Origin of the sequence: Pseudomonas sp. S44, from assembly GCF_016624805.1 — a bacterium.
GTDB lineage: Bacteria > Pseudomonadota > Gammaproteobacteria > Pseudomonadales > Pseudomonadaceae > Aquipseudomonas > Aquipseudomonas machongensis.
On sequence record NZ_JACVTY010000016.1, the window covers coordinates 71643 to 98387 of the forward strand.

The 26745-nt window shown below is 64.5% G+C and carries 27 protein-coding genes; 10 read left to right on the plus strand and 17 right to left on the minus strand.

What is annotated here, in order from left to right:
- The first annotated feature begins 100 nt into the window (after positions 1-100).
- Entirely contained in the window at positions 101-961 is an 861-nt protein-coding gene (locus IAE40_RS14080; protein ID WP_197889939.1) for a DUF6279 family lipoprotein, read from the plus strand.
- Between the two features lie 121 nt (positions 962-1082).
- On the opposite strand, the gene aceK is transcribed toward IAE40_RS14080, so the two are convergent.
- Complete coding sequence (aceK, locus tag IAE40_RS14085) at positions 1083-2798, minus strand: bifunctional isocitrate dehydrogenase kinase/phosphatase (protein ID WP_200603403.1); 1716 nt, start codon at positions 2796-2798, stop codon at positions 1083-1085.
- A gap of 151 nt (positions 2799-2949) precedes the next feature.
- On the opposite strand from aceK, the gene IAE40_RS14090 reads away from it, so the two are divergent.
- Positions 2950-3825 carry a DMT family transporter gene (locus tag IAE40_RS14090; protein ID WP_200603404.1) on the plus strand — a complete coding sequence of 292 codons (876 nt, stop codon included), beginning with the start codon at positions 2950-2952 and terminating at the stop codon, positions 3823-3825.
- 23 nt (positions 3826-3848) lie between these two features.
- On the opposite strand, the gene IAE40_RS14095 is transcribed toward IAE40_RS14090, so the two are convergent.
- The 4 genes from IAE40_RS14095 to cysK form a co-directional block, all read right to left on the minus strand.
- A complete protein-coding gene (locus tag IAE40_RS14095) occupies positions 3849-4730 on the minus strand; it encodes a DMT family transporter (protein WP_200603405.1) in 882 nt (293 codons plus the stop codon).
- Between the two features lie 113 nt (positions 4731-4843).
- Positions 4844-5005, minus strand: coding sequence for a hypothetical protein (locus tag IAE40_RS14100; protein ID WP_234465148.1), 162 nt, complete (start codon positions 5003-5005; stop codon positions 4844-4846).
- Between the two features lie 121 nt (positions 5006-5126).
- Positions 5127-6062, minus strand: coding sequence for an aspartyl/asparaginyl beta-hydroxylase domain-containing protein (locus IAE40_RS14105; RefSeq protein WP_063543682.1), 936 nt, complete (start codon positions 6060-6062; stop codon positions 5127-5129).
- A gap of 164 nt (positions 6063-6226) precedes the next feature.
- Positions 6227-7201 (minus strand): cysteine synthase A, encoded by a 975-nt coding sequence (gene cysK / locus IAE40_RS14110; protein WP_063543680.1) that lies wholly within the window; start codon positions 7199-7201, stop codon positions 6227-6229.
- A 135-nt stretch (positions 7202-7336) separates the two neighbouring features.
- Between cysK and IAE40_RS14115 the strand changes: the two genes are divergently transcribed.
- The 3 genes from IAE40_RS14115 to IAE40_RS14125 all read left to right on the plus strand — a co-directional run bounded on the left by IAE40_RS14115 (position 7337) and on the right by IAE40_RS14125 (position 10656).
- Complete coding sequence (locus tag IAE40_RS14115) at positions 7337-8410, plus strand: DUF748 domain-containing protein (protein WP_054895019.1); 1074 nt, start codon at positions 7337-7339, stop codon at positions 8408-8410.
- A 211-nt stretch (positions 8411-8621) separates the two neighbouring features.
- On the plus strand, positions 8622-9467 hold the full coding sequence (locus IAE40_RS14120) for an AAA family ATPase (protein WP_054895020.1): 846 nt from the start codon (positions 8622-8624) through the stop codon (positions 9465-9467).
- A 10-nt stretch (positions 9468-9477) separates the two neighbouring features.
- Entirely contained in the window at positions 9478-10656 is a 1179-nt protein-coding gene (locus IAE40_RS14125) for a vWA domain-containing protein (protein WP_054895021.1), read from the plus strand.
- A gap of 111 nt (positions 10657-10767) precedes the next feature.
- Here IAE40_RS14125 and IAE40_RS14130 read toward each other — a convergent pair whose 3' ends face one another.
- Genes IAE40_RS14130 through IAE40_RS14145 form a run of 4 tightly spaced genes read right to left on the minus strand, consistent with a single transcriptional unit; the run spans position 10768 to position 14460 of the window.
- Positions 10768-11685, minus strand: a complete 918-nt coding sequence (locus tag IAE40_RS14130) for a biotin-dependent carboxyltransferase family protein (protein WP_200603406.1) — start codon at positions 11683-11685, stop codon at positions 10768-10770.
- The gene (gene pxpB / locus IAE40_RS14135) at positions 11682-12377 is read right to left on the minus strand and encodes a 5-oxoprolinase subunit PxpB (RefSeq protein ID WP_200603407.1); all 696 of its coding nucleotides are present in this window, start codon (positions 12375-12377) and stop codon (positions 11682-11684) included. The genes IAE40_RS14130 and pxpB overlap by 4 nt, the downstream gene beginning before the upstream one ends.
- A 10-nt stretch (positions 12378-12387) precedes the next feature.
- Entirely contained in the window at positions 12388-13164 is a 777-nt protein-coding gene (locus IAE40_RS14140; RefSeq protein WP_200603408.1) for a 5-oxoprolinase subunit PxpA, read from the minus strand.
- A 9-nt stretch (positions 13165-13173) separates the two neighbouring features.
- Complete coding sequence (locus IAE40_RS14145; RefSeq protein WP_200603409.1) at positions 13174-14460, minus strand: MFS transporter; 1287 nt, start codon at positions 14458-14460, stop codon at positions 13174-13176.
- Between the two features lie 150 nt (positions 14461-14610).
- Between IAE40_RS14145 and IAE40_RS14150 the strand changes: the two genes are divergently transcribed.
- Positions 14611-15522, plus strand: a complete 912-nt coding sequence (locus tag IAE40_RS14150; protein WP_063543670.1) for a LysR family transcriptional regulator — start codon at positions 14611-14613, stop codon at positions 15520-15522.
- Between the two features lie 181 nt (positions 15523-15703).
- On the opposite strand, the gene IAE40_RS14155 is transcribed toward IAE40_RS14150, so the two are convergent.
- The 3 genes from IAE40_RS14155 to IAE40_RS14165 are packed head-to-tail and all read right to left on the minus strand — an operon-like array spanning position 15704 to position 17525.
- The gene (locus IAE40_RS14155; protein ID WP_065861438.1) at positions 15704-16225 is read right to left on the minus strand and encodes a DUF2937 family protein; all 522 of its coding nucleotides are present in this window, start codon (positions 16223-16225) and stop codon (positions 15704-15706) included.
- A 9-nt stretch (positions 16226-16234) separates the two neighbouring features.
- The gene (locus IAE40_RS14160; protein WP_054895027.1) at positions 16235-17002 is read right to left on the minus strand and encodes a class II glutamine amidotransferase; all 768 of its coding nucleotides are present in this window, start codon (positions 17000-17002) and stop codon (positions 16235-16237) included.
- Positions 17003-17018: 16 nt separating this feature from the next.
- Positions 17019-17525 (minus strand): hypothetical protein, encoded by a 507-nt coding sequence (locus tag IAE40_RS14165; RefSeq protein ID WP_054895028.1) that lies wholly within the window; start codon positions 17523-17525, stop codon positions 17019-17021.
- 170 nt (positions 17526-17695) lie between these two features.
- On the opposite strand from IAE40_RS14165, the gene IAE40_RS14170 reads away from it, so the two are divergent.
- Positions 17696-19738, plus strand: coding sequence for a S9 family peptidase (locus tag IAE40_RS14170; RefSeq protein ID WP_200603410.1), 2043 nt, complete (start codon positions 17696-17698; stop codon positions 19736-19738).
- A 99-nt stretch (positions 19739-19837) separates the two neighbouring features.
- Entirely contained in the window at positions 19838-20311 is a 474-nt protein-coding gene (locus IAE40_RS14175; RefSeq protein WP_063543662.1) for a cyclic nucleotide-binding domain-containing protein, read from the plus strand.
- Here the strand turns inward: IAE40_RS14175 and IAE40_RS14180 are convergent.
- Positions 20308-20577, minus strand: a complete 270-nt coding sequence (locus IAE40_RS14180; RefSeq protein ID WP_054895031.1) for a hypothetical protein — start codon at positions 20575-20577, stop codon at positions 20308-20310. The two genes, IAE40_RS14175 and IAE40_RS14180, sit on opposite strands and share 4 nt — an antisense overlap.
- Before the next feature lie 132 nt (positions 20578-20709).
- On the opposite strand from IAE40_RS14180, the gene IAE40_RS14185 reads away from it, so the two are divergent.
- Positions 20710-21081, plus strand: a complete 372-nt coding sequence (locus tag IAE40_RS14185) for a YajD family HNH nuclease (RefSeq protein ID WP_054895032.1) — start codon at positions 20710-20712, stop codon at positions 21079-21081.
- Positions 21082-21154: 73 nt separating this feature from the next.
- Entirely contained in the window at positions 21155-21625 is a 471-nt protein-coding gene (locus tag IAE40_RS14190) for an RNA methyltransferase (protein ID WP_054895033.1), read from the plus strand.
- A gap of 33 nt (positions 21626-21658) precedes the next feature.
- Here the strand turns inward: IAE40_RS14190 and IAE40_RS14195 are convergent, their stop codons facing one another.
- From IAE40_RS14195 to IAE40_RS14210, 4 genes are all read right to left on the minus strand, one after another.
- Entirely contained in the window at positions 21659-22570 is a 912-nt protein-coding gene (locus tag IAE40_RS14195; RefSeq protein ID WP_200603411.1) for a DMT family transporter, read from the minus strand.
- 353 nt (positions 22571-22923) lie between these two features.
- Complete coding sequence (locus tag IAE40_RS14200; RefSeq protein WP_200603412.1) at positions 22924-24414, minus strand: aldehyde dehydrogenase; 1491 nt, start codon at positions 24412-24414, stop codon at positions 22924-22926.
- Between the two features lies 1 nt (position 24415).
- Complete coding sequence (locus tag IAE40_RS14205) at positions 24416-25318, minus strand: dihydrodipicolinate synthase family protein (protein WP_197889971.1); 903 nt, start codon at positions 25316-25318, stop codon at positions 24416-24418.
- A gap of 64 nt (positions 25319-25382) precedes the next feature.
- Entirely contained in the window at positions 25383-26711 is a 1329-nt protein-coding gene (locus IAE40_RS14210) for an MFS transporter (protein ID WP_197889973.1), read from the minus strand.
- Positions 26712-26745 lie beyond the last annotated feature (34 nt).

Genomic DNA, 26745 nt, shown 5'->3' on the forward strand with positions numbered 1-26745 from the left:
GGCTATTCTACACCTGAAGCTGCCCGGCTGCCCGATCCGTGGGAACCGCCGAGCGCGGCGCGCATCTATTGCCTGGCAAGCAACCTGCAAGGATTCGCTCATGCCTGTCCGTCTGCCCAGAGCCCTGCTGCTCATTCTCGCGTTTGCCCTCACGCTCGCTGCCTGCAGCCGTATCGACCTCGCCTATCGCAACCTCGACCGGCTGGTGCCCTGGTCGCTGGGCGACTACCTGGACATGAATCGCCAGCAGAAGGCCCTGCTCGACGAACGGCTCAAGGGCCACCTGGCCTGGCACTGCAAGACACAACTGCCCGGCTACCTCGACTGGCTCGACAAGGTGCGCCTGATGGTCGCCAACCAGGCCGTGACCGACCAGGCCCTGCAGCAGCGCACTGCCGAGGCGCGCCAGGCCATCGGCCGGGTCGCTGAAGAGATCACCCCCTCCGCCGCCGAACTGCTGCGCGGCATGAGCGACGCGCAGGTCGGTGAAATGCGCAAGGCATTCAGCGACGACATTGCCGAGCGGCAGAAGGAATACGTCGACACCCCGCTACCCAAACAGATCCAGGCCCGTGCCACGCGCATGGAGAAACGCCTGACGCCGTGGCTGGGCGAGCTCAATGCTCGCCAGCGCCTGCGGGTGATGACCTGGTCCCAGGCCCTCGGCGATCAGAACAGCGAATGGATCGCCAATCGCCAGGCCTGGCAGCAACAGTTGGTGCTGGCCATGGAACAACGCCACTCGCCAGCGTTCGAGCCCCGCCTGGCGCAGTTGCTGCAGCGCAAGGAGAGCCTGTGGTCACCGGCCTACCGCATGGCCTTCGAGAACACCGAGCTACAGGCCCGCAGCCTGCTGGTCGACCTGATGCAGCAGAGCAGCCCGGCGCAGCGGCAGTTCCTGCTGGACCGGCTGGCCAAGGTACGTCGTGACTTCAGTGAGCTGAAGTGCCTCAAGGGCTGAAGATTGGTGGTGGCCTTTTCGCGGGCAAGCCCGCTCCCACAAGCCCCCACTGCCCTTGAGTTCAGTGGGGGCTTGTGGGAGCGGGCTTGCCCGCGAAAAGGCCACCACCGACTGATACCCCTCACCTGCCCCTGCGCCGATAGGGAAACACATCGATCACCTTCCCTTCCCGTATCGCCCCCTGCAATCCCTGCCAGTAGTCCGCGTCATACAGCTCCCCATGCAGCCGGCTGAACAACCGCCGCTGGCCAATATCGGCGAACAGGAACGGCGGAAACTCCTCGGGAAACACATCGTGCGGCCCGATCGAATACCACGGCTCGCCAGACATCTCATCCTCCGGGTAGCGCGGCGGCGGGATATGGCGAAAATTCACCTCGGTGAGATAGCTGATCTCGTCGTAGTCATAGAACACCACCCGCCCATGCCGGGTAACGCCGAAGTTCTTCAGCAGCATGTCGCCGGGAAAGATGTTCGCCGCCGCCAGTTGCTTTATCGCCAGCCCGTAGTCCTCCAAGGCTTCGAGCACCTGGGCCTCGCTGGCCTGCTCCAGGTAAAGGTTCAACGGCGTCATGCGCCGTTCGGTCCAGCAGTGGCGGATCAGCACGCTGTCACCCTCCACGACCACCGTCGAGGGCGCGACCTCCAGCAGCTCGGCCAGGCAATCGGCTTCGAACTTGGCCACCGGGAAGCGAAAATCGGCGAACTCCTGGGTATCGGCCATACGCCCCACGCGGTCGACACTTTTCACCAGGCGGTATTTTTCGATCACCGTGGCTCGGTCGACGGTCTTGGAGGGTGAAAAGCGGTCCTTGATGATCTTGAACACGGTATTGAAGCCCGGCAGGGTGAACACGCTCATCACCATGCCGCGCACGCCGGGCGCCATGACAAAACGGTCGTCGGTACTGGCCAGATGATTGATCAACGCGCGGTAGAACTCCGACTTGCCATGCTTGTAGAAGCCGATCGAGGTATACAACTCGGCAACGTGCTTGCCCGGCAGGATGCGCTTGAGAAAGTTGACGAACTCCGCCGGCACCGGCACATCGACCATGAAGTACGAGCGGGTGAACGAGAAGATGATCGACACCTCGGCCTCATCGGTGATCAGCGCATCGGCCTCGATGCCATGACCCTCGCGATGCAATAGCGGGATCACCAGCGGCCACTGCTCGTCACGGGTGTACAGACGCCCGACCAGATAGGCGCCCTTGTTGCGGTACAGCACCGAGGAAAACAGCTCCACGGCCAGCGCCGGGTCCTTGCATACCCAGTCGGGCAGGCATTCACGCAGCCGCTCCTCAAGGCGCGCCAGGTCGGCGTCGAGGTCGCCATAGGGCACCTCGAAAGCCTGGTCGGCAAGGATCGCCCGCAACAGACCACCCAGGCCGTCGCGCAACTGATAGGTGCGGGTCTGTGCCGCGCGCTCGTGGCCGCGCATGGCCGGGCGGGTGGTGTGGATGAACATGCAGCCGTCGCTGATCAGGTCGTGGCTGAACAGGCTGCAGAACAGCGAGTTGTACCAGGTCTCGGCCAGCTCATCGTCCAGGCGCGGGTCGATCAGGCGGATGTAGGCGCTCTTGACCAGCGGCCAGTGCTCCACGTCCAGCAGCAGCGAGGCGTCGAAACCTTCGCGCAGCCAGCCGTTGACCTCGGCGACCTTCTCCTCGTACAGGTTGATCCGCGCAGCAGCGGCCTGCTGGATCGCCTGCCATTGCGCCTGTTCGAAACGCTCGCGGGCGCCCAGGGTGATGCGGCGAAAGTGTTCTCGGTAGTTGTCGAAGCCATCGAGGATCATCCGGGCGATGGCTGCGGCGGGCCAGGGCTGGGGCATGGTGAGAGGCTCGGTGGGTGGCGGAATGAAAAGAGCTTAGTCGGGTGTCGGTCTTTTCGCGGGCCAACCCAATTGCCAAAGCAAGAAAGCACAAGAAACGCCCCGGCACCTGACGTACACTCGCGCCCCTGCCCAGAACCCGGAGATACCCGTGAGCCCCATCGCCCTCGCCCGCCTGCTGACCCTTGCTGCCGTCTGGGGTGCGAGCTTCCTGTTCATGCGCATCATCGCCCCTGAACTGGGTACGGTACCGACCGCCTTCTTTCGCGTCTCCATCGCCTGCCTCGGCCTGATCGGCATCCTCGCCGCAGCCAGGGTGCGCTGGGACTTCCAGGGCAAGCTCGGCGCCTGCCTGGTGCTGGGCATGATCAACTCGGGTATTCCGGCGACCTTCTATTCGGTCGCCGCGCAGGTACTGCCAGCGGGGTATTCGGCAATCTTCAACGCCACCACACCCCTGATGGGCGTGCTGATCGGCGCGTTGTTCTTCCGCGAAAGCATGACCCTGCCCAAACTGTGCGGGATCTTCCTTGGCCTGTTCGGCGTCGGCATCCTCAGCGGTGCCGGCCCGGTGGCGCTGGACATGGCCCTGGTGCAAGGCGCCCTGGCATGCGTTGCGGCGACCACCTGCTATGGCTTCGCCGGCTTTCTCGCCAGGCGCTGGATCGGCGGCCTGGACAGCCGCCTGTCGGCCCTGGGCAGCATGCTGGGAGCGACCTTGCTGCTCAGCCCGCTGTTTGCCTGGAGCGCACTGACCCAACCACCCGCCAGCTGGGGTGGTTGGTCGGTGTGGCTGTCGTTGCTGGGCCTGGGGCTGGTGTGCACGGCCTTCGCCTACATCCTGTACTTCCGCCTGCTCAACGAGATCGGACCGGTCAAGGCCAGTACCGTGACCTTCCTGATTCCGGTGTTCGGGGTGCTGTGGGGGGCGTGGTTGCTGGATGAGCCCCTGTCGATGGCGCACCTGTATGGCGGGATCCTGATTGCCGCAGCACTGTGGTTGGTGCTGCGGCCGGCGCGTGCCTGAAACCGTACCGCCGCAGGCGGTATTCAGGCCTCGGCCATCTTTACCCCAGGCTTGCGGAACACGAACAGCAAGCCCACCACGATCAGCCCCATCCCCAGCAGGCTCAGCGGCGCCAGGCGGTTACCGAAGATAAGGAAATCCATCACTGCGGTCACCGCTGGCACCAGGTAGAACAGGCTGGTGACATTGACCAGGTTGCCTCGGGCGATCAACCGGTAGAGCAGCAGCGTCGCCAGCAACGACACCACCAATCCCATCCACAGCAGAGCGCCGACGAAGCTGGCGCTCCATTCGACATGCAGCGGCTGGAACGGCGCAAACACCGCACACAGGACAAACCCTGCCAGGTATTGCAGCGGCAAGGTTCCCATCGGGTTGTCGGTGATGCGCTTCTGCAGGATCGAGCCAAACGTCATGCTGGTCAGCGCCAGCAAGGCAAACAGCATTCCGGCGAGGGAAACCCCACCCAGGTTGATGCCCTGGTAGACCACCATCACCAACCCGCCAAGCCCCAGACCCAGGCCAAACAAACGGCTCCATGAGCGCTGGCGCTCCATCAGCACCACGGTGAGGATCGGTTGCACCCCCATGACCGTGGCCATGACACCAGGGGTGACGTGGGTGTTGAGCGCCAGCAGGTAAAAGATCTGGTATGCGCCGAGCAGCACGCAACCGGTCCCCAGGGCGCGCAGGATACCGCCGCGACTGCGCGGCCAGCGCAATCTCAGCAAGGGGTCGATCAGCAACAGCCCTGCCAGGGCCAATGCCGAACGCAGCAGCAGGAAGGCGAAGGGGCTGGCCTGGGCCAGGCCGAGCTTGGAGACGATCGCCCCGCTGCTCCACAGCAGGACGAACAGGCTGGTGGTGGCCGCCGAGGCCACGGATGCTTTCGAAAGGACAGACATGTATTGCCACCTGAATATTGGGCAAGAGCCAAACGGTGGGCGCGCTTCAGCGAGGAAAGAGGCCGACCGTGTTCAGTAGGTTGCGAGTGCGCTTGGGCCGGCGAGAACGCCGATCAGCCCAGCACGACCACGCAGCGGGGCGGGGATACGCCGCCGACGACGCCACTGACAGGTGGTGGGTAGTGACTGATCATGGCCGGCTGCTGGCTGCCACGCACGACAACGCCCGCGACAGGCGCGAGAACGAAGGCAGTGGTGGAAGGGGTGGCTGGCATGGACAGGTCTTCGGGGAAGATGAATGTTTCGGAATATATCCGTGAATGCGGAGCTGGGCAACACCCTAGGGTGATCGGACGGCCTTCTTCGCGGAAAGCCCGCGAAGAAGGCCGCAGCGAATCAGAACAACCAGCGATACAGCAGATAGGCCACCACCACCGCCAGCACCGGCCGCAGGATGCGGTAGGCCTTGGGGTTGGAGCGCTTGAACTGCTTCACATGAGTGCTGATGCGGTTGCTGAAGCGCTTGCTCCAGGCGTAGGCCTGATTGATCCCGCCCACCCGCTCGTCGTCGGTGTTCTGCGGCGCGGTGGCGCGGCCCAGGAACGCGCTGACCTTGCGGTTGATGCGGGTCATCAGCGGGCTGTTGAGCGGACGCTCGACGTCGCAGAACAGGATCACCCGCGTCACGTCGGTTTCGTTCTTCACCCAGTGCACATAGGTTTCATCGAACATCACATCTTCGCCGTCACGCCAGGCGTAGACCTGGCCGTCGACGTAGATGCGGCAGTCGTCGGAGTTGGGCGTGGACAACCCCAGGTGATAACGCAGGGAGCCGGCAAACGGATCGCGGTGCGGGTTCAGGTGGCTACCGCCAGGCAACAGGGCGAACATTGCACCCTTGACGTTGGGGATACTGCTGACCAGCTCGACGGTACGCGGGCACAGTGCCTCGGCCGACGGCAGTGGCTTGTCGTACCATTTCAGGTAGAACCGCTTCCAGCCCTTCTTGAAGAACGAACCGAAGCCGGCGTCGTTGTCCTTTTCGGCTGCGCGGATATACCCCTCGTCGAACAGGCGCATGGCCTCTTCGCGGATCTCCTGCCAGTTATCCTTGAGCACATCCAGCTCGGGGAAGCGCTGACGGTCCAGGTAAGGTTTGGAAGGCACACCGGAGAACAGGTACATCAGGCTGTTGTAGGGAGCGAACAGCGCCGAATGGTTGACGAACTGGCGCAGTACCGGCAGGCGTGCCTTGCCGCGCAGGTGCACGAACAGCACACTGCCGAAGAACACCAGCAGGACACCCGCCTTGGCGACGAAGGAAAAGGTCATGCAACACTCCTTGAGGGGAAATCAGGCCATCCCCAGATAGCCGGACATGATAAACCCATCGAAGGCTGCTGCAAGTCACAAGCGGCAAGCGCGAAGATGAAGATCAAGGTCGCTTGACCCGGATCAGCACTCCTCGGCTTGCTGACTGCGCTGTGGACCTGACGTTACTGCTGGTTTTCCTGCTCGCTGAACATGTCGCTGAACAACATGCTCGACAGGTAACGCTCGCCCGAATCCGGCAGGATCACCACGATGGTCTTGCCCTGCATCTCCGGCTTTTCTGCCAGGCGCACTGCCGCCGCCATCGCCGCGCCGCAGGAAATGCCGCACAGGATCCCCTCCTCCTGCATCAGGCGGATGGCCATGGCCTTGGACTCTTCATCGGTGACTTGCTCGACCTGGTCGACGACCGACAGGTCGAGGTTCTTCGGCACGAAGCCTGCGCCGATGCCCTGGATCTTGTGCGGGCTGGGCTTGAGTTCCTCGCCGGCCAGGGTCTGGCTGATCAGCGGCGAGGCCACCGGCTCCACGGCCACCGACAGCACCGGCTTGCCCTGGGTGTGCTTGATGTAGCGCGACACGCCGGTAATGGTGCCGCCGGTGCCGACACCTGCGACCAGCACGTCAACGGCGCCGTCGGTGTCGTTCCAGATTTCAGGCCCGGTGGTCTTCTCGTGAATTGCGGGGTTGGCGGGGTTTTCGAACTGACCTGGCTGGAAGTACAACGCAGGATCGGATGCGACGATCTCGTTGGCTTTCTCGATCGCCCCTTTCATGCCCTTGGCAGGGTCGGTCAGCACCAGCTCGGCGCCCAGCGCCTTGAGCACCTTGCGCCGCTCCAGGCTCATGGAGGCCGGCATGGTCAGCATCAGCTTGTAGCCGCGCGCCGCAGCGACGAAGGCAAGGCCGATGCCGGTGTTGCCCGAGGTGGGCTCGACAATGGTCATGCCCGGCTTGAGCTTCCCGCTGCCTTCGGCGTCCCAGACCATGTTCGCGCCGATCCGGCACTTCACCGAATACCCTGGGTTGCGCCCTTCGATCTTGGCCAGGATGGTCACCCCGCGCGGGGCGATGCGGTTGATCTGCACCAGCGGCGTGTTGCCGATGGAGTGGGCGTTGTCGGCGTAGATACGGCTCATGGCAGGGGTCCTTGAATCGTTGGAAACAGGCGGGAAAGCCTCAAGGGTAAGCCTGCCCCGGCAGCCCGTAAAGCCCGTTCGAACCAAGCCCGGCGCCTGGCGGTCAACCGCACAACCTGCCCTGGAGAGCTTGCGATGAAAGCCCGTTATCGCTGGCCGCTGATCGGCCTGGCCGGCCTGATCGTGCTGCTGGTCGCCCTGCACCTGGCCCTGCCCTACCTGGTTCGCGACTACCTCAACGAAAAGCTCGCCGACATGGGCGACTACCGCGGCGAGGTCGCCGACGTCGACCTCGCCTGGTGGCGCGGCGCCTACCAGATCAACGGGCTGAAGATCGTCAAGACCACCGGCAAAGTGCCCGTGCCGCTGCTCGATGCGCCACTGATCGACCTGTCAGTCAGTTGGCATTCGCTGTGGTACGACCAGGCCGTGGTCGCCGAGGTGGCGTTCGTGCGGCCCGAGCTCAACTTCGTCGATGGCGGCAGCAAACAGAACTCGCAGACCGGCCAGGGCACCGACTGGCGCCAGCAACTGGAGAAACTGCTGCCGATTACGCTCAACGAAGTGCGCATCGAAAACGGCACCCTGACCTTTCGCAACTTCAACTCCAAGCCGCCGGTGGACCTCAAGGCCACACAGCTCCAGGCCAGCATCCGCAACCTGACCAACGTGCGCGACGAAAAAGGCCGACGCGACGCCAGCTTCGAGGCCGACGCGCTGATTGCCGGCGATGCCAAGGTCGAAAGCCGCGCCACCTTCGACCCGTTCAGCGACTTTGACGACTTCGAATTCCGTCTGCGCGCCACCGGCATCGAACTGCGCCGGCTCAACGACTTCGCCAGTGCCTATGGCAAGTTCGACTTCAATGCCGGGCATGGTGACGTGGTGATCGAGGCCCAGGCCGAGAACGGTAGGCTCAATGGCTATATCAAGCCGTTGCTGCGCGATGTCGATGTGTTCGACTGGCAGCAGGATGTCGAAAACAAGGACAAAGGCTTCTTCCGCTCGATCTGGGAGGCGGTGGTCGGTGCCAGTGAAACGGTGCTGAAGAACCAGCCGAAGAATCAGTTCGCCACCCGCGTCGAACTCAGCGGCAGTGTCCATCAACAGAACATCAGCGCATTCGAGGCGTTCCTGCAGATATTGCGCAATGGTTTCGTCCAGGCATTCAACGCCCGCTACGAGCAGCCGCCGCCCAAGACTGACTGAAACGCGGGTGACGGGCCATTCAGCGACTGAATACCCGGTCTGCGTTTGCAGCGGCCTGGGGCCGCGTTATAGTCGGGGCACATCATAGACATGAGTTCTCGGTGTCGGCCTTTTCGCGGGCAAGCCCCCTCCCACAAGGTACCCTCCCCCTGTGGGAGCGGGCTTGTCCCGCGATGAGGCCGCCATCGACACCCCGCAGAGGATCGGCTCCATGAAATTCGAAGGCACCCGCAACTACGTCGCCACCGACGACCTGAAGCTGGCGGTCAACGCGGCCATCACCCTCGAACGCCCGCTGCTGGTCAAGGGCGAGCCAGGCACCGGCAAGACCATGCTGGCCGAGCAATTGGCCGAATCTTTCGGTGCACGCCTGATCACCTGGCACATCAAGTCCACCACCAAGGCCCACCAGGGCCTCTACGAGTACGATGCGGTGAGCCGCCTGCGCGACTCGCAACTGGGCGTGGACAAGGTCCACGACGTGCGCAACTACCTGAAGAAAGGCAAGCTGTGGGAAGCCTTCGAGGCCGATGAGCGCGTCATCCTGCTGATCGACGAGATCGACAAGGCCGACATCGAGTTCCCCAACGACCTGCTGCAGGAACTCGACAAGATGGAGTTCTACGTCTACGAAATCGACGAGACCATCAAGGCGAAACAGCGCCCGATCATCATCATCACCTCCAACAACGAAAAAGAGCTGCCCGACGCCTTCCTGCGCCGCTGCTTCTTCCACTACATCGCCTTCCCCGACCGCGAGACCCTGCAGCGCATCGTCGATGTGCACTACCCGAACATCAAGCAGTCGCTGGTCAGCGAGGCGCTGGACGTATTCTTCGACGTGCGCAAGGTGCCGGGCCTGAAGAAGAAGCCCTCCACTTCCGAGCTGGTCGATTGGCTCAAGCTGCTGATGGCCGACAACATCGGTGAGGCGGTGCTGCGCGAGCGTGATCCGACCAAGGCCATCCCGCCGCTGGCCGGTGCCCTGGTCAAGAACGAACAGGACGTACAACTGCTGGAGCGCCTGGCCTTCATGAGCCGTCGCGGCAACCGCTGAGGGGCTGGCCATGCTGCTCAACCTGTTCAATGAAATGCGCGCGGCCAAGGTGCCGGTGTCGGTGCGCGAACTGCTCGACCTGCTCAACGCCCTGCAACAGCGCGTGGTATTCGCCGACATGGACGAGTTCTACTATCTGGCGCGGGCAATCCTGGTCAAGGACGAGCGCCATTTCGACAAGTTCGACCGCGCCTTCTCGGCCTATTTCAAGGGCCTGGAAAACCTCGACCGCCACCTGGAAGCGCTGATCCCCGAAGAATGGCTGCGCAAGGAGTTCGAACGCTCGCTCAGCGATGAAGAGCGCGCGCAGATCCAGTCGCTCGGCGGGCTCGACAAGCTGATCGAGGAGTTCAAGAAGCGTCTCGAGGAGCAGAAGGAACGCCACGCCGGCGGCAACAAGTGGATCGGCACCGGCGGCACCAGTCCGTTCGGCTCCGGCGGTTTCAACCCCGAAGGCATTCGCGTCGGCGAGGCCGGCAAACGCCAGGGCAAGGCGGTCAAGGTGTGGGACCAGCGCGAGTACAAGAACCTCGACGACCAGGTCGAGCTGGGCACGCGCAACATCAAGCTGGCCCTGCGCCGCCTGCGCAAATTCGCCCGCGAAGGCGCCGCCGAGGAGCTCGACATCGACGGCACCATCGACCACACCGCCCGCGATGCCGGGCTGTTGAACATCCAGATGCGCCCGGAGCGGCGCAACACGGTCAAGCTGCTGTTGCTGTTCGATATCGGCGGCTCGATGGATGCCCATGTGAAAGTGTGCGAAGAGCTGTTCTCGGCCTGCAAGACCGAGTTCAAGCATCTGGAGTACTACTACTTCCACAACTTCGTCTACGAATCGGTGTGGAAGAACAACCTGCGCCGCACCTCCGAGCGGTTTTCCACCTTCGATCTGCTGCACAAGTACGGCGATGACTACAAGGTGGTGTTCGTCGGCGATGCGGCGATGGCGCCGTACGAGATCACCCAGCCGGGCGGCAGCGTCGAGCACTGGAACGAAGAGGCCGGGTACGTGTGGATGCAGCGCTTCATGGAGAAATTCAGGAAGATCGTCTGGATCAACCCCTACCCCAAGCAGACCTGGAACTACACCGCGTCCACCCAATTGGTGCGCGAGCTGGTCGAAGACCGGATGTTCCCGCTGACCTTGCAGGGGTTGGAGGAAGCGATGAGGTATCTGTCCAAGTAGCCTGTACCGACCCTATCGCGGGGCAAGCCCGCTCCCACAGGTCCCCTACCGCCCCTGCGAACAGTGGGGAACCTGTGGGAGCGGGCTTGCCCCGCGATAGGGCCCGATAGCTCAGGCCCAGCGCTGCAGATACCCCTGCTGCTGCCGCCACGCCGTCTCCTGCACCACCGCCCTGAACCGCACCACCGCCCCTGGCATGCACTGCGCCAGCTGTGCCAGCGCCAGTGGCGTCAAGGCCCCCAGCCGCGGATAGCCGCCGATGGTCTGGCGATCATTGAGCAGCACGATCGGCTGCCCATCCAGCGGCACCTGCACCGCCCCCAAGGGAATCCCCTCGGAAATCATCGGCGCACCCTGGTAGACCAGTTGCGGCCCCAGCAGGCGGCTGCCCATGCGATCGGCACGGCTGTCCAGCGTCCAGTCGCTGTTGAAGGCCTCGAACAGGCTGGTGCCGCTGAAGTCGCCGATCTGTGCGCCCATCACCAGGTCCAGTACCGGCTTGGCCGGATATTCCGGGCGCAGGGCTTCGGGCACTTCACGCAAGGCCAGTGCGCCCTCGGCAAAGCGCAGAGCCTGCCCCTTGGCCAGCGCCTCGCCGCGCCCCTCGATGCCCCCCAGCGCTTCACGCGCCACCGTCGAACAACTGCCCAGCACGGCTTCGCCCACAAAACCGCCAGGAGCGGCCAGGTAGGCACGCACACCCTGGCGTGGTTGCCGCAGCGTCAGGCGTTGGCCCTTGTGCAGGGCGAAGCTGCGCCAGGGCGCCAGCGGCTGGTCGTCGACCCTGGCGTCCAGGTCGGCGCCGGCCAGGGCCAGCACACAGTCCTGCTCGGCGAGCAGGCTCAAACCACCCAGCGCCACCTCCACCACTGGCGCGTCCAGGGCGTTGCCCAGCAGCCAGTTGGCCCAGTTCATCGCCACCCAGTCCAGCGCCCCGCCCTGGGTCACGCCCAGATGCCGCACACCCAGGCGCCCGGCGTCCTGTAGCTGGCACAGCGCGGTGCTGGCTTCGATCCTCAACTGCGTCATGCCAGCGCCTCCAAAGGACGGTCATCGCCGCCCAATGCCATGAATTCGGTGTGCGACACCGCCACGAAACGTACCCGGTCACCCGGCTGCAGCAAGCTGTAGCCATCACGTTCGCGGTCGAACAGACGCACTGGCGTACGCCCGATCAGGTTCCAGCCACCCGGCGACACCGCAGGATAGGCCGCCGTCTGCCGCTCGGCGATGCCCACGCTACCGGCTGCAACGCGCTTGCGCGGTGTGCTCAGGCGTGGCGTGGCCAGGCGTTCGTCCACCAGCCCCATGAACCCGAACCCCGGTGCAAAACCCAGGGCGAACACCGGGTAGTCACGCGCGCAGTGCAGGCCAATCACCTCGTCTTCGCTCAGGCCGCTGCGCGCAGCCAGCAGCGCCAGCTCCGGGCCGACACTGGCGTGGTACCACACCGGAATCTCGTGACGCCGACCACGGTGGCCTGCATCCGGCTGCAAGCCTTCCAGCGCCTGGCCAATTCGCACGCGCGCCTCCCCTGGCGCCAGGTTCGACTGCAACATCAGGGTGGTGTAGGACGGTACCAGGTCGACCAGGTGCTCACCGAACGCTGCACGCAGGCGCTGGTTGGCGGCGAGGATCCACGGCATGTTGGCCTCGTCGATGGTGTCGAACAGCCGCACCATCAGGCTGTCGATCGCCACCACTTCGATACGTGGCTTCATCGCGACATCCTCATGCCTGTAACGCATCGAGGGCCTGGCGGATCTGCCGTACCGCAGCCACCGAGCTTTCGTTGTCGCCATGCACACACAAGGTGGCGGCATCGAGGCGCAGCGCGCTGCCGTCGTTGGCCACCAGTGCCTCGCCACGCGCCAGGCGCACGGCCTGTTCGACCACCAGGGCCGGGTCATGGTGCACGGCGCCGGGCAGGCGGCGCGACACCAGGTGGCCGCTGGCGGTGTAGGCGCGGTCAGCGAACGCTTCGAACCACAACGGCACCCCGATCTCGTCGCCCAGGGCCTGTGCAGCACTGTCGTCGGCGGTGGCCATCAGCATCAGCGGCAGGCCTGCGTCGTAGGCGGCCACGGCTTCGAGCACCGCACGCAACTTCTGCGGGTCGGCCATCATGTCGTTGTACAGCGCGCCATGCGGCTTGACGTAGGCCACACGACCACCGAGCACCTTGCAGATGCCGTCCAGGGCGCCGATCTGGTAGTGCAGCAGGTCGCGAATCTCGTCGTCGCTGCAGGCCATCGAACGGCGGCCGAAGCCGACCAGGTCCGGGTAGGCCGGGTGCGCGCCGATGGTCACGTCATGCTGCAGCGCCAGGGCCACGGTGCGGCGCATGGTGCCGGGGTCGCCGGCATGGTAGCCGCAGGCGATGTTGGCGCAGTCCACGAAGGGCATGACCTCGGCATCCAGGCCCATGCGCCAGTTGCCGAAACTCTCGCCCATGTCGCAATTGAGAAGCAGGCGATTCACCTGTCGAACTCCTGTTGTGCTGTTCATAGGTCTACCTTAACGCGCCTTCAGTTCTTTGCCGCGGGTTTCTGGCAGGCTCAGGGCGGCGACGATCACGATGCCATAGGACACCGCAGCGAATGCGCCGATGCCCAGGCCCAACGGGATCTTCTCGCCGAGCAGGCCGATCAGCAGCGGGAACATCGCCGCCAGCACCTTGCCGACGTTGTAGCAGAAGCCCTGCCCCGAGCCGCGGATGCGCGTGGGGAACAGTTCGGTGAGGAAAGCCCCCATGCCGCTGAAGATGCCCGAGGCGAAGAAGCCCAGCGGGAAGCCCAGCCACAACATGACGCCGTCACTGACCGGCACCTGCGTGTACAGCAGGACGATGACGAACGAACCCACCGCGAACAGGATGAAATTCTTGCGACGCCCCAGCAGGTCGCTGAGGTAGGCGCTGATCACATAGCCGATGTAGGAACCGACGATGACCATGGCCAGGTAGCCGCCGGTGCCCAGCACGCTCAGGCCGCGCTCGTTCTTGAGGAAGGTCGGCAGCCACGAGGTGATGGCGTAGTAGCCACCCAGGGCGCCGGTGGTCAGCAACGAAGCGCGGATCGTGGTCCAGAGCATGCCGGAGGCGAAGATTTCGTAGAAGTGCGAAGGCGCTTCGGGCTTTTCTGCACGCCTGGCTTCGCGGTAGACCTCCGGATCCTTGACCATGCGGCGTACGAAGATCACGAAGATCGCCGGCAACAGCCCGAGCAGGAACAGTGCACGCCAGGCCTGTTCGGCCGGCAGCCAGGAGAACAACAAGGCGTAGAGGATCGCGGTCAGGCCCCAGCCGATGGCCCAGCCCGATTGCACCATGCCCACTGCCTTGCCGCGGTCCTGGGCACGGATCACCTCGCCGATCAGCACCGCACCGGCGGTCCACTCGCCACCGAAGCCAAAGCCCATCAAGGTGCGGGCGATCAGCAGCTGCTCGTAGCTCTGGGCGAAGCCGCAGAGGAAGGTGAAGAAGGCGAACCACAGCACGGTCAGTTGCAGGGTGCGTACGCGGCCGATGCGGTCGGAGAGAATACCGGCGACCCAGCCGCCGATGGCCGAGGCGATCAGGGTGCTGGTGTGGATCAGGCCGGCCTCGGCGGTGCTGATGCCCCAGATCATGATCAGGGTGGGGATGACGAAGCTGAGCATCTGCGTGTCCATGCCGTCCAGGCCATAGCCAATCTTGCAGCTCCAGAAGGTACGTCGTTGCTGGGAGTCGATGTCACGGTACCAGGCAAAGGGCCCGCCCGAAGATCGGGCGGGTGCCTGCTGCTGTACGCCGGTGGGGTTCATGGATGCCTCGGCTTGTTGGTATTGTTTGAGGAACGACTGCGTGTTCGCGGCCTGGACGCTATTGTTCAAAGCCCGCGCAACCTGCGTCCAACGAGAAAAACCGTCGGTCTGGAACAAGAAAACCTGATCGCCCAGCCTTGCGAGCACACGATGAACCTGCGATTTCTCGAAACCTTCGTCTGGGTCGCCCGGCTCAAGAGCTTTCGCCTCACCGCCGAGAAGCTGTTCACCACCCAGGCCTCGGTGTCCAGCCGCATCGCCGCACTGGAGGCCGACCTTGGCGTGAAGCTGCTGCTGCGCGACTCGCGCGGTGTCAGCCTGACCCCGGAAGGCAGCAAGGTGCTGGAGTACGCCGAGCGCATGCTCGACACCGCCAAGGCGATGAAACAGTCGCTGGGCGGCGAACGGGCGGTGGTCGGCCGGATCCGCCTGGGGGTCATGGACACGGTGATCCACACCTGGATGAGCGCCTTGGTGGCCGAGTTGACCGAGCGCTACCCGCAAGTGGAAATCGAGCTGGTCGCCGACACCTCGCTGAACCTGCGCGACCAGTTGCAGAAGGGGTTTCTCGACGTGATCCTGCAGACCGACCTGCTGCGCCAGGAAAGCATCCGCAGCCTGGACCTGGCGCGCTATCCCATGGGCTGGATCGTCGCCACCGGCTCACCGCACCATCGTGACTATGCGTCGCTGGCAGAACTGGCGCGCGAGCGGATCATCACCTTTTCGCGCAACTCCCGGCCGCACCAGGAGGTGTTCAGCCTGCTGCAGAGCGCGGGGAGCGAGACGCCGCGGCTGAACTGCGTGAACTCGGTGTCGGCGATCACCCGGCTGCTGCGCGACGGCTTCGGTATCGGCGCCCTGCCCCCGGCGCTGGTCGCCGCAGAGCTGGCACGCGGCGAGCTGGTGTTGCTGACCGGGCTGCAGCCACCGCCTAGCCTGGAGTTGGTGGTGTCGTGGCAGACCGGGGTGGAGCTGGTCGATGAAGTGGTAGGGTTGTGCCGGCAGGTGCTGGGGCGCTATGCGCAGGATGTGGGGGGGCAGCGGATCGTGCTGGTCTGAGCCGGGAGTGTGTCAGTCCCGGCCTCATCGCGGGACCAGCCCGCTCCCACAGGGGTTGAGCTGGCCTTTAGATTTTGAACAGGACAGTAGCTCCCGCAAGGTCCAACATTGTGAGAGCGGCGGTTCGCCGCAGCGACTCGTCCCGCGGTGAGGCCCGCCCCGGCAACGAACTACCTGCAACCTAGCGCCAGCTTTCCTTCACCGCCCGGCGCCGCCCGCCCAGGATCACCCAGCCGATCCCCAGCAACACGCTCTCGACCAGGAATGCCAGCAGGAAGCCGCTGGCGATCCCCCAGCCGATCGCCTCGGGCACCAGCAGGATCTGGTAGCTGTAGCCCTTGAGCGTCTCTTCACGCAGTTGTGGATCGGCCTGCACCAGCACATGCCAACTGCGGCTGGCCCAACTGCCTTGCAGCGCCTGCCATTCGTTTTCCAGCAACTGGTTGCGAATCACCAGGCTTTCGATGCTGTTGGCGTCACTGTTGAACACCGGGTCGTCACTGGTGCGGTAATGGCGCACCAATGCCTGCAGGTCGCCGTTGAAGAAGCGCTCGGCAGTTTCCTGGAAGCCCGCCAGCGCTTCGCGCGACTCGAGCATGTGGGCCTCGACCCGCTGGCTATAGTCCTTGACCAGGCCGGGCACCTGGACACCGGCCAGCAGGCCGAAAGTGAACAGCAGCAACCGCAGGTAACTTCTGAACATGCTCTGTCCTTAGCCTTTGGCGACGCACTCGCCGTGCCGCCACAGGGCCCATTGACCGGGCTCGTAACGCTGCCAGGTCTCGTTTTCGGTCAGGGCCTCGGTGGCGATCACCGTGACCACGTCATTGGGCGTGGTTTCCGATTGAAAATCCACGATCAGGTCGACATCTTTCAACCGCGCGGCACCAAAAGGCGCGCGCCGGGTGATATGTACCAGCTTGGTCGAACAGAAGCAGAACAGCCAGTCGCCGTCGCTGAGCAGGCAGTTGAACACGCCCTTAGCACGATATCCGGCGCAGGCCTCGACCAGCACCGGCAGCAGCGCCTCGACCTCCACCGGTTCGGGGAATGCCGCACGCACGCGGTTGAGCAGGTCGCAGAAGGCGGCCTCGCTGTCGGTGTCGCCGACCGGGCGGTAGAACGTCTTCTCGCCACTGAAATCGGCGAGCTGGCCGTTGTGCGCGAAGCACCAGTTGCGGCCCCAGAGCTCACGCACGAAGGGGTGGGTGTTGGACAGGCAGACCTTGCCGACGTTGGCCTGGCGGATATGACCAATAACCACTTCGCTCTTGATCGGGTAACGCTGCACCAGGTTGGCCACCTCCGACTCGCTGCTCGCGGCCGGGTCCTGGAACAGGCGCAGGCCACGCCCTTCGTAGAAGGCGATGCCCCAGCCGTCTCGGTGCGGACCGGTACGCCCGCCACGCTGCATCAGGCCGGTGAAGCTGAAGACGATATCGGTGGGAACATTGGCACTCATGCCCAGCAATTCACACATTGGCGAGGGCTCCGTCCTAGATCCGTGGCTCGACGCGGCCGCCACCATTGCCCGGGCGACGCACCGGAGCGGCAGGAGGCTCTTCACGGTAGCGATCACGACGATCGGCGACGGGCGCGTCGGCCATCACCGCATCGTCTTCGGCCGCCTGGCGCTTGGCAGCGGCCTCGGCCTTCTCGCGGCGCTCGCCAGCCCGTTTTTCCAGTGGCCAGCGCACCAGCACGAACAGCAGGTAAAGGCCGAAGGCGATCATGCCGTACATCGCCAGGTCCGAGGCCGCGCGCCAGGCGTTGTTGCCCACCTTGAACGCCAGGTCCAGGGCGGTAATGGCAACGGCCGGGGCAAAGCTGTCCTTGACCGGATCGACAATGGTGGGGGTGAACAGCAGCACGGCAACGATCACCCGCAGCGGCTCGCGCAGCCAGCGCCACATCCAGCCGGTCAGCTTGAAGGCCACCAGCAGGCAACCCAGGGCGGCGACAGCGTAGAGGCCCCAGGCCAGTGTGTAGTCTTGTTCGATCATGGTGTCCGTGCAAGGCAGGCAAAGAGATGCCTATGATAAACACTTTTACGGGCACAGGCGCCTCTTCCCTCTTGAAGCCTGAGCGCCCTCTTCGCGGGCAAGCCCACTCCCACAGACCGGCGATGCTCGCGAAGATACCGGCACAGACGCCACCAGACCACGGACATCCCATGCATACCAGACCCAAGCCCCCCATCGCCCGCCCTGCCCAAGCCGCCGATCCCTACGCCTGGCTGCAGGAGCGCGACGCCCCAGAAGTGCTGGCCTACCTGGAGCAGGAAAACACCTACCAGCAAGCCTGCCTCGCCGACCAGGCCGAGCTGCGCGAACAGCTGTTCGAAGAGATCAAGGGCCGCATCCTCGAAACCGACCTGTCGCTCCCCTCCCCCTGGGGCCCGTACCTCTACTACACCCGCACCACGGCGGGCGACGAATACCCGCGTCACTATCGCTGCCCGCGCCCGGCCGATGACAGCAACCGCGTCGACGAAAGCGCCGAGCAACTGCTGCTCGACCCCAATGCCCTGGCCAACGGCGGCTTCCTCGCCCTGGGCGCATTCAATGTCAGCCCCGACCATCGCCTGCTGGCCTACAGCCTCGACACCAGCGGCGACGAGGTCTACACCCTGTACGTCAAGGATCTGGACAGTGGCAGCGTCGCCACCCTGCCCTTCGACGACTGCGACGGCAGCCTGACCTGGGCCAACGACAGCCGCACGCTGTTCTTCGCCGAACTGGACGACACCCACCGCCCGTGGCGCCTGCGCCGCCACACATTGGGTGAAACCGACGCGAGCACCGTGTTCGAAGAGCCGGACGGGCGTTTCTTCCTGCACTGCTACCGCGCAAGTTCCGAACGCCAGCTGGTGCTGCTGCTCAACAGCAAGACCACCAGCGAAGCCTGGGTGCTCGATGCCGCCACGCCACAGGCCGACTTCACCTGCCTGGCGCCGCGGGTCGAGGGCCACGAATACTTCCCCGACCACGGCCAGCTCGACGGCCAGTGGCGCTGGTTCATCCGCAGCAACCAGGACGGCATCAACTTCGCCCTGTTCCACGCGTCGGCCGACCAGGTGCCCAGCCGCGCGCAATGGCAGGTGCTGGTGCCGCACCGTGACGACATCATGCTCGAAGGCCTGAGCCTGAACGCCTCGGCACTGTCACTGAGCCTGCGTGAAGGCGGCCTGCCGATCATCGAAGTCCGCCCCCAGGGCCTGCCGGCCTATCGCGTCGAACTGCCCGACGCCGCCTACAGCCTCTACGTGCAGGACAGCCTGGAGTTCTCCAGCACACGCATCCGCCTGCGCTACGAAGCGCTCAACCGGCCGGCCCAGGTCCGCCAACTGGAGCTGGCCAGTGGTGAGCAGCAGGTGCTCAAGCAGACCCCGGTACTCGGTCGCTTCGATGCCGACGACTACGTCAGCCAACGCCTGTGGGCGACCGCCAAGGACGGCACCCAGGTGCCGATCAGCCTGGTGCGCCGCCGTCAGGACCTGGACCGCGAGGTGCCGCTGTACCTCTACGGCTACGGCGCCTATGGCGAGAGCCTCGACCCCTGGTTTTCCCACGCCCGCCTGAGCCTGCTCGAGCGCGGCGTGGCCTTTGCCATCGCCCATGTGCGCGGCGGCGGCGAGCTGGGTGAGGCCTGGTACCGGGCCGGCAAGCAGGAGCACAAGCAGAACAGCTTCGACGACTTCATCGCCTGCGCCGAACACCTGATCGCCCAGGGCGTCACCCGCACCGAGCAACTGGCGATCAGCGGCGGCAGTGCCGGCGGCCTGCTGATGGGCGCAGTGCTCAACCAGCGCCCTGAGCTGTTCCGCTGCGCCATCGCCGAGGTGCCTTTCGTCGATGTGCTCAACACCATGCTCGACCCCGAGCTGCCGCTGACCGTCACCGAGTATGACGAGTGGGGCAACCCCGAGGAGCCTGAGGTGCATGCACGTATCAAGGCCTATGCCCCCTACGAGAACGTCAAGGCCCAGGCTTACCCGGCCATCTTGGTGGTGGCCGGCTACAACGACAGTCGCGTGCAGTACTGGGAGGCGGCCAAGTGGGTGGCGCGCCTGCGCACCTGCAAGACCGACGACAACCTGTTGCTGCTCAAGACCGAAATGGGCGCCGGCCACGGCGGCATGAGCGGACGCTACCAGGGGTTGAAAGACGTGGCCCTGGAGTATGCGTTCGTCTTCAATGAGCTGGGCGTGGTGTAAATCGCGTTTCTTGTTGTCATAGAGTTCTCGCATACCCTGTGGCCTCTTCCACAGGGTATGTGGAAGCTCCCAAATACCGGACAACACGAAGAACAACACATGCCCGACCCAAGCCTCCTCAGCGCCGAAATCCGCGACATGCTCATGGACTGCGGTTTGTTCGACAGCCTGCAGCCCAGCGACTTCCAGGCCGTCGCCGGTTACTTCGCCATCACGGCGATGACCGAGGGCCAGACCATCTTCGCCGAAGGCGACGCCGGCACCTTCATGTGCATCCTGCACCGCGGCGTGGTGTCGGTGCGCAAGACCGACGGCAACGGCCAGCAAGTCGAGATCGCGACCTTGCGCAAGGGGCGGGCTTTCGGCGAAATGGCCGTGCTCGACGGCGAACGGCGCTCGGCCAGTTGCGTGGCGGCCAGTGATTGCCAGTTGCTGACGCTGGGCAAGGACTCGCTGGACAAGATGCTCAACGACGCCCCGCGCATCGCCGCGCGGATCATCCGCGCCCTCGCCGTGGCGTTGTCGAAACGCTTGCGGATGCAGGACGGCCAGCGCCTCTCGCAACAGGTCTAGTCGTTCTTTTTCGGTGGATCCTGGGACAGCCCTGGTAACGGCTGGTCCTTCGGTGGGCCAGGCAGCGGCATCGGCGGCAGCAACGGCGCGCCGGGCTGGCTGCTGCCGGCCTTCGGTGGCGTGCTCGGGGTGATCTGCGGATAAGGCGTGGGCGTCGGCGTACCCGGTGCACCTGGCACCGGGGTGATGCTTCCCGAAGGCTGCCCGGCGGCATCAGCCAGCGGGGCGGCAAGCAGGAGCAGCGTGGCAAGGATCACAGGCAACATCGGTAACCTCCCGTCCGGAACCTGCCTACAGGCTACGCCCAATCGCACGTTTTCGCCTGTCCGTCGGGCCCGCAGGCGCGCTAGACTCAATGCCATAACCGTCATTGCCCTGATAACGAAAAAGGTAACACCATGAGCTCGGCCTCCAACTCCGCCGCCACCGCCCGTCTCGACCGCATCCTCGCCGACGCCAAGCGCGACAAGGAAATGGGCTACCGCGACAAGGCACTGAAGATGTATCCGCACGTCTGCGGGCGCTGCGCCCGCGAGTTCTCCGGCAAGCGCCTGTCGGAACTGACCGTGCACCACCGCGACCACAACCACGACAACAACCCCCAGGACGGCTCCAACTGGGAGCTGCTGTGCCTGTACTGCCACGACAACGAGCATTCGCGCTACACCGACCAGCAGTATTTCGGCGAAGGCTCGCTGAGCACGCCGAAAACCAATGTCGCCACGCACAACCCCTTCGCAGGCCTGGCCGCCCTGATGAAGAAGGACTGACCGTCGATTCATCCGCCCACGGCGTCGGCTAGCCCGTATAATCGCGCTCTTTTTTTGCGAAGGGCCCCGACTCGTGGCGAACAAACGGTACAGCTGCATCGGCCTGTTCAACCCAAAATCCGCTGAAAACGTAGGCTCGGTGATGCGTGCGGCGGGCTGCTACGGCGTCAACTCGGTGTTCTACACCGGCAAACGCTACGAGCGCGCCCGCGACTTCGTCACCGACACCAAGCGGGTGCACTACGACATCCCGCTGATCGGCATCGACGACCTGCAGCGCATCATCCCGCTGGGCTGTACGCCAGTGGCAGTGGAGCTGGTCGACGGCGCACGGCCACTGCCCGAATACACCCATCCGGACCGGGCGATCTACATCTTCGGCCCGGAGGACGGCAGCCTCGACGAAAGCGTACGCGCCTGGTGCGAAGAAACCATCTACATCCCCACCCAGGGCTGCATGAACCTGGCCGCGACGGTCAATGTGGTGCTGTATGACCGGCTGGCAAAGGGCCTGAATACTCGCTCCGGCCCCAAGTTCAAGTAACCGGGAGCCGGGCTGCAGCGCAGCCCGGCAACCTCACGTCATCCGCTCGCTGGCAGGTTTGCCCCAGGCCGACAGCAGCGTCGCCAGAATGATCAACCCTGCCCCCGCCAGCATCCGCAGCGACGGCACCTCGGCGAACAGCACCCAGGCGCAGGCGATCGCATACACCGGCTCCAGTGCAAGGATCATCCCCGCACTGCGCGCCGCCAGGCCCTTCAGGCTCTTGACGAACAGGTACTGCGAAAGGCCCGTGCAGAACACCCCGAGCAGCGCCAGGTAGATCCAGTCCGCCGTCTGCAAGCCCTGCCCCACCAGGTTTTCCAGGGCCACCGGTAGCACCAGCACCGCCACCATCAGGTTTTGCCAGAACGCCACCTGCACGGCCTTCAAGCCACTGGCCCAGCGCCGGTTGGCAATCGCCAGCAAGGCGAACGACAGGCCCGAAGCCAACCCCCAGAGCAAACCCAGGGTGCCCTGGTCGAGCAGGTCGAAGGTCGGCACCACCAGCACCAGGCCCAGGCTCACCAGCGCCAGCAGTAGCCATTCGCGCAGGCGGATACGCTCGCCAAACACGATGCAATCAAGCAGAGCGATGAACGCCGGGAAGCTGGCAAAACCCAGGGTCGCTATCGCCACACCGCCGATCTTCACGGCAATGAAGAAGGTCACCCAGTGTGCGGCCAGCATGGCCCCGGTGAACAGCAGCACGGCGGCGCGACGGCGGTCCAGCCCCCTGAACAAGGCTCGCCGCTGGAGCAGCGCGACCAGCCCCAGGGCAAGCACGGCGAAGGCGGCGCGACCAAAGGTGATGACACTGGCATCGGCCTGGATCAGGGCGCCGAGGATGCCGGTCAGGCCGAACAGCACTGCGGCGACATGCGCCAGGACCAGGGCGTTGCGGTGCGACAGTGCAGGGCTGAGCCCGCGGGTTTGGGAGACGATCATGGGCAGTGAACTCGCAAAAAAATGAAAAATGGCGCACGCAGTCATTCCCCCGGGGCCTGTGCACGGGTTCGATTCTGTTGGGGGAATGTGTGGCCTGCGGTGATCCGCCAGGCCTGCAGCGCCGCAGCCTTGTCTGGCTCTTGCGAGCCGTGCTGCTTATTCGCTGTTGTTGCAGAAAGGGGTTGGGGTGGGTGTTGGCCTTTTCGCGGGCAAGTCGCAGCGGCGAACCGCCGCTCCCACAGCTGATCTCCGTTGGGTTAACTGTGGGCGCGGGCTTGCCCGCGAAAAGGCCAACACCCACCCCCGACAACAAAAGCACTGAACTCCGTCAGAACAGCGCCCTGTCGCTCAATTCACGAAGCGTTGATCCAGATGGTCTTGAGCTCCGTGTATTGATCATGCGCCCACACCGACTTGTCGCGCCCGCCAAATCCGGACTCTTTGTAGCCTCCGAACGGCGTCGAGGCATCGCCCTCGCCAAAGCAGTTCACCGTCACCACCCCCGCGCGGATCTCCCGCGACAGACGCAGCGCGTTGCGCAGGCTGCCGGTGTAGGCCGAGGCCGCAAGGCCATAGACCGTATCGTTGGCAAGCTCGATGGCCTCCTCAAGGGTCTCGAAACTGGTCACGCTCAATACCGGCCCGAAGATCTCCTCGACGAACAACCGGTCATTGCGCGCCACGCCGTCGACGATAGTCGGCTGCACGAAAACCCCATCCCGGGTCTCGCCGCCCTGCACCACTTTGAGGTTGTGTTCGGCGGCATGCTCCAGGTACGAGCGCACCTTCTCGAAGTGCGACCGGCTGACCATGGCGCCCAGGCGATTGTCGGGGTCCAGCGGGTCGCCCAGCTTCCAGTCCTTCAGGTGCTTGCCGATCAGGCCCAGCAGCTCGTCCTTGACGTCCTTGTGCACGATCAGCCGCGACGATGCCGAGCAGTTCTCGCCCATGTTCCAGAACGCACCGGCAGTGACGAACTGCGCCACTTCGTCCAGGTCCTCGCAGTCGTTCATCACCACCGCCGGGTTCTTGCCACCCAGCTCCAGCACGATGCGCTTGAGGTTGGATTCGGCGGCGTACTTGAGGAACAGCCGCCCGGTGTCGGTGGAGCCGGTGAAGCTGACCATCGGGATGTCCATGTGCCGGCCGATGGCCTCGCCCACTTCCCGCCCGCCGCCAGGCACCAGGTTGAACACACCCGCCGGGATCCCTGCCTGGTGCGCAAGCTCGACCACACGCAAGGCGCTGAGGGTGGTTTCCTTGGCCGGCTTGACCACGATCGAACAACCGGCGGCCAGCGACGGCGCGATCTTCCACGCCAGCATCAGCAGGGGGAAGTTCCAGGGCAGCACCAGGCCGACCACACCGATGGCTTCGCGCACCACCATGGTCACGGCGGCACTGCCCGTCGGGGCGGTGCTGTCGTAGATCTTGTCGATCAGCTCGGCGTGCCAGCGCAGAGTGTGGATGGTCTCCGGCACATCGACGTTCTGGCATTCACTGACCGGCTTGCCGCTGTCCAGGCTCTCCAGCACCGCCAGTTCATGGGCGTTGTCTTCGAGCAACTGGGCGAACTTCAGCAGCACATGCTTGCGCTCGCCCGGCTGCAGCCTGGACCAGCTGCCGGCCTCGAACACCCGCTTGGCGGCGGCGACGGCCAGGTCGACGTCCTGCACATCGCAGGCGGCGACCTCGGCCAGTACCTTGCCGGTGGCCGGGTTGGTGGTCACGAAAGTGTTGCCCGAGATCGCGTCACGGAATTCGCCGTCGATGAAGGCCTGGGTACGCGGTTGCAGTTCGGCGGCGATGGCTGCGTACTCGGCTTTGCTCAGCAGTTCACTCATCTCAGGCCGCTCCGGTGATCTGCGCGATGCTGCGCTTGAGCTCGCTGACCACCGCCTGCAACGCCTGCTTCTCATCGGCGTTCAGGTCTTGCAGCGGCTTGCGCACACCGCCGGTGCGCAGGCCGTTGAGCGCGCAACCGTACTTGATCGACTGAACGAACTTGCCGCCTTCAAGGAAGTCCATCAGCGGCATCATCGCCGCCATGATGCGGCGGCCCTTGGCAAAGTCCTTCTCGATCACGCAGGCCTCGTAAAGCGCCACATGCTCGCGCGGGATGAAGTTGGAGCCGGCGCAGACCCAGCTCTGTGCACCCCAGGCGAAGAACTCCAGGGCCTGGTCGTCCCAGCCACAGGAAACCTGGATGTTCGGGCGCTTGATCGCCAGGCGGTGCAACTGGTTCATGTCGCCTGAACTCTCCTTGATGGCCACGATGTTCTTCACATCGGCCACGGCATCGAAGAACGCCTCGCCCATGCTCACGCTCATGCGGCCCGGGTAGTTGTAGAGCATGATCGGCAGGTCGGCCGCGGCGTCCACCGCCTTGACGTGCAACGCAATCTCCTCCTGGGTCGGCAGCGCATAGGGCGGCGTGCCGACCAGCAGCGCATCGGCCTTGATCTCTTTGGCGTGCTTGGCAAAAGCCACGGCGTCCTCGGTGCGGATGCCGCCAGTGCCGACGATCAGCGGTAAACGACCGTTGAGCACGTCCTTGGCCTGGGCCGCGAGCTCGATGCGCTCCTGGGCGGTGTGGGCGTAGTACTCGCCCGTGGAGCCGCCGATGATCACGCCGTGGATCTTCGAGTCAAGCAGATACTCCAGTACGTCGGCGAAGCCCGACTTGTCGATCGATCCGTCAGCGGCCAAGGGGGTGATGGCAGGGGTATAGATACCTTCGAATTTCATTAGCGGTTCTCCTGTGGATGCAAAGGGTCAGTCCGCGCCGACATGGCGGCGCGAGGTAGATGGATCAGGTCAGGGATGCCGCCTGCTGCAGGTTCAGCGAGCGGGTTTCGGGGGCCAGCGCCCAGGACACGGCCAGGCCCAGCAAGGTGACCGCCGCAGCGGCATACATGGTGAAAGCGATGCCGTAGCTGTCCAGGACCATGGGCACCAGCCAGGTCCCGATCGCTGCACCGACGCGTGACAGCGACGTGCCGACGCCGACAGCGTTGGCGCGGATCTCGGTGGGGAACAGCTCGTTGGGGTACACCAGTTGCAGCACCTGGGCGCCACCGATGAACAGCGCATAGGCGCCGAACAAGGTGAGGATCAGCAGCTCGGAGCCGGCGTGGAACACGCCCAGCCCCAGCAGCGCCAGGCCCGACCAGAAGAAGCTGTGAATCAGCATGCTGCGCCGGCCCATGGCGTTGATCAGGCGGGTGGCGATGATGCAGCCGACCACGAACAGCAAGGTAATGGCCACCGAGCCGAACGATGCCCAGTCGCCTTTGAGGTTGAGTGCGCCGAGCACCTTGGGCGCGAAGGCGTATACGGCAAATACCGGGATCACCGAACACGACCAGAACACGGCGACGAACATCATGCGTTTGCCGTAGCCGGAGTGCATCAGGTCGAGGAACGACAAGCGTTTCTGTACCGGCTCCTCTGGCAGATTGCGCAGGGAAAAGTCATGGCCGTACACACTGCGGATCACCGCCTCGGCCTCGTTCGCCCGGCCCTTGCTCAACAGCCAGCGTGGCGACTCGGGCGTGCCGATGCGGATCATGAACAGCAGGGCTCCGATCAGCGCCGGGCTGGCCAGCACCAGCCGCCAGGCGTCGTCACCACCCTGACGCAGCAGGAAGTCCCCCAGGATGTAGGCGAACGCAGCGCCGGCGAACCAAAGAATGGTCAAGGTCGCCAGGCGCGGCCCACGATTGCGCTTGGGCAGGAACTCCACCAGCAGCGAGGTGGCCACCGGGTACTCGATGCCGACCGCCACCCCCACTACGAAGCGCAGCAGGAACAGCGCCAGCGCCGACTCCACCCAGAACTGGCTGAGCGAGGCGAGAATGAACAGGGTCGGGCCGACGAAAAACACCCGCTTGCGGCCGAAGCGGTCAGTCAGCCAACCGCCGAGAAAACCGCCGAAGAAAATACCGATCAGTGCGGACGCGGCAATCATGCCCTGCCAGAAACTGCTCAGTGACAGCCCGGCGGTCATCTGCACCATGGCCACGCCGATGATGCTCAGTACATAGCCATCGACGAACGAGCCACCGCCCGAACGCACGGTGAGCCATTGGTGAAAGCGATTAAGCGGTACGTCTTCGATTGATACATTGTGAGTTGTCATTATTGTCTCCTGCCATCATCAAACGCAGGCCGTT

Excerpts from the sequence above, each read along its gene's own strand:
- IAE40_RS14080 (WP_197889939.1), top strand. The coding sequence starts at position 101 with ATGCCTGTCCGTCTGCCCAGAGCCCTGCTGCTCATTCTCGCGTTTGCC.
- IAE40_RS14185 (WP_054895032.1), top strand. The coding sequence starts at position 20,710 with ATGAGCTCGGCCTCCAACTCCGCCGCCACCGCCCGTCTCGACCGCATC.
- IAE40_RS14195 (WP_200603411.1), bottom strand. The coding sequence starts at position 22,570 with ATGATCGTCTCCCAAACCCGCGGGCTCAGCCCTGCACTGTCGCACCGC.
- IAE40_RS14140 (WP_200603408.1), bottom strand. The coding sequence starts at position 13,164 with ATGAACAGCACAACAGGAGTTCGACAGGTGAATCGCCTGCTTCTCAAT.
- IAE40_RS14170 (WP_200603410.1), top strand. The coding sequence starts at position 17,696 with ATGCATACCAGACCCAAGCCCCCCATCGCCCGCCCTGCCCAAGCCGCC.
- IAE40_RS14105 (WP_063543682.1), bottom strand. The coding sequence starts at position 6,062 with ATGACCTTTTCCTTCGTCGCCAAGGCGGGTGTCCTGCTGGTGTTCTTC.
- cysK (WP_063543680.1), bottom strand. The coding sequence starts at position 7,201 with ATGAGCCGTATCTACGCCGACAACGCCCACTCCATCGGCAACACGCCG.
- IAE40_RS14125 (WP_054895021.1), top strand. The coding sequence starts at position 9,478 with ATGCTGCTCAACCTGTTCAATGAAATGCGCGCGGCCAAGGTGCCGGTG.
- IAE40_RS14205 (WP_197889971.1), bottom strand. The coding sequence starts at position 25,318 with ATGAAATTCGAAGGTATCTATACCCCTGCCATCACCCCCTTGGCCGCT.
- IAE40_RS14160 (WP_054895027.1), bottom strand. The coding sequence starts at position 17,002 with ATGTGTGAATTGCTGGGCATGAGTGCCAATGTTCCCACCGATATCGTC.
- IAE40_RS14100 (WP_234465148.1), bottom strand. The coding sequence starts at position 5,005 with ATGCCAGCCACCCCTTCCACCACTGCCTTCGTTCTCGCGCCTGTCGCG.
- IAE40_RS14130 (WP_200603406.1), bottom strand. The coding sequence starts at position 11,685 with ATGACGCAGTTGAGGATCGAAGCCAGCACCGCGCTGTGCCAGCTACAG.
- IAE40_RS14200 (WP_200603412.1), bottom strand. The coding sequence starts at position 24,414 with ATGAGTGAACTGCTGAGCAAAGCCGAGTACGCAGCCATCGCCGCCGAA.
- IAE40_RS14120 (WP_054895020.1), top strand. The coding sequence starts at position 8,622 with ATGAAATTCGAAGGCACCCGCAACTACGTCGCCACCGACGACCTGAAG.
- aceK (WP_200603403.1), bottom strand. The coding sequence starts at position 2,798 with ATGCCCCAGCCCTGGCCCGCCGCAGCCATCGCCCGGATGATCCTCGAT.
- IAE40_RS14095 (WP_200603405.1), bottom strand. The coding sequence starts at position 4,730 with ATGTCTGTCCTTTCGAAAGCATCCGTGGCCTCGGCGGCCACCACCAGC.
- IAE40_RS14155 (WP_065861438.1), bottom strand. The coding sequence starts at position 16,225 with ATGTTCAGAAGTTACCTGCGGTTGCTGCTGTTCACTTTCGGCCTGCTG.
- IAE40_RS14180 (WP_054895031.1), bottom strand. The coding sequence starts at position 20,577 with ATGTTGCCTGTGATCCTTGCCACGCTGCTCCTGCTTGCCGCCCCGCTG.
- IAE40_RS14150 (WP_063543670.1), top strand. The coding sequence starts at position 14,611 with ATGAACCTGCGATTTCTCGAAACCTTCGTCTGGGTCGCCCGGCTCAAG.
- IAE40_RS14145 (WP_200603409.1), bottom strand. The coding sequence starts at position 14,460 with ATGAACCCCACCGGCGTACAGCAGCAGGCACCCGCCCGATCTTCGGGC.
- IAE40_RS14165 (WP_054895028.1), bottom strand. The coding sequence starts at position 17,525 with ATGATCGAACAAGACTACACACTGGCCTGGGGCCTCTACGCTGTCGCC.
- IAE40_RS14115 (WP_054895019.1), top strand. The coding sequence starts at position 7,337 with ATGAAAGCCCGTTATCGCTGGCCGCTGATCGGCCTGGCCGGCCTGATC.
- IAE40_RS14175 (WP_063543662.1), top strand. The coding sequence starts at position 19,838 with ATGCCCGACCCAAGCCTCCTCAGCGCCGAAATCCGCGACATGCTCATG.
- pxpB (WP_200603407.1), bottom strand. The coding sequence starts at position 12,377 with ATGAAGCCACGTATCGAAGTGGTGGCGATCGACAGCCTGATGGTGCGG.
- IAE40_RS14210 (WP_197889973.1), bottom strand. The coding sequence starts at position 26,711 with ATGACAACTCACAATGTATCAATCGAAGACGTACCGCTTAATCGCTTT.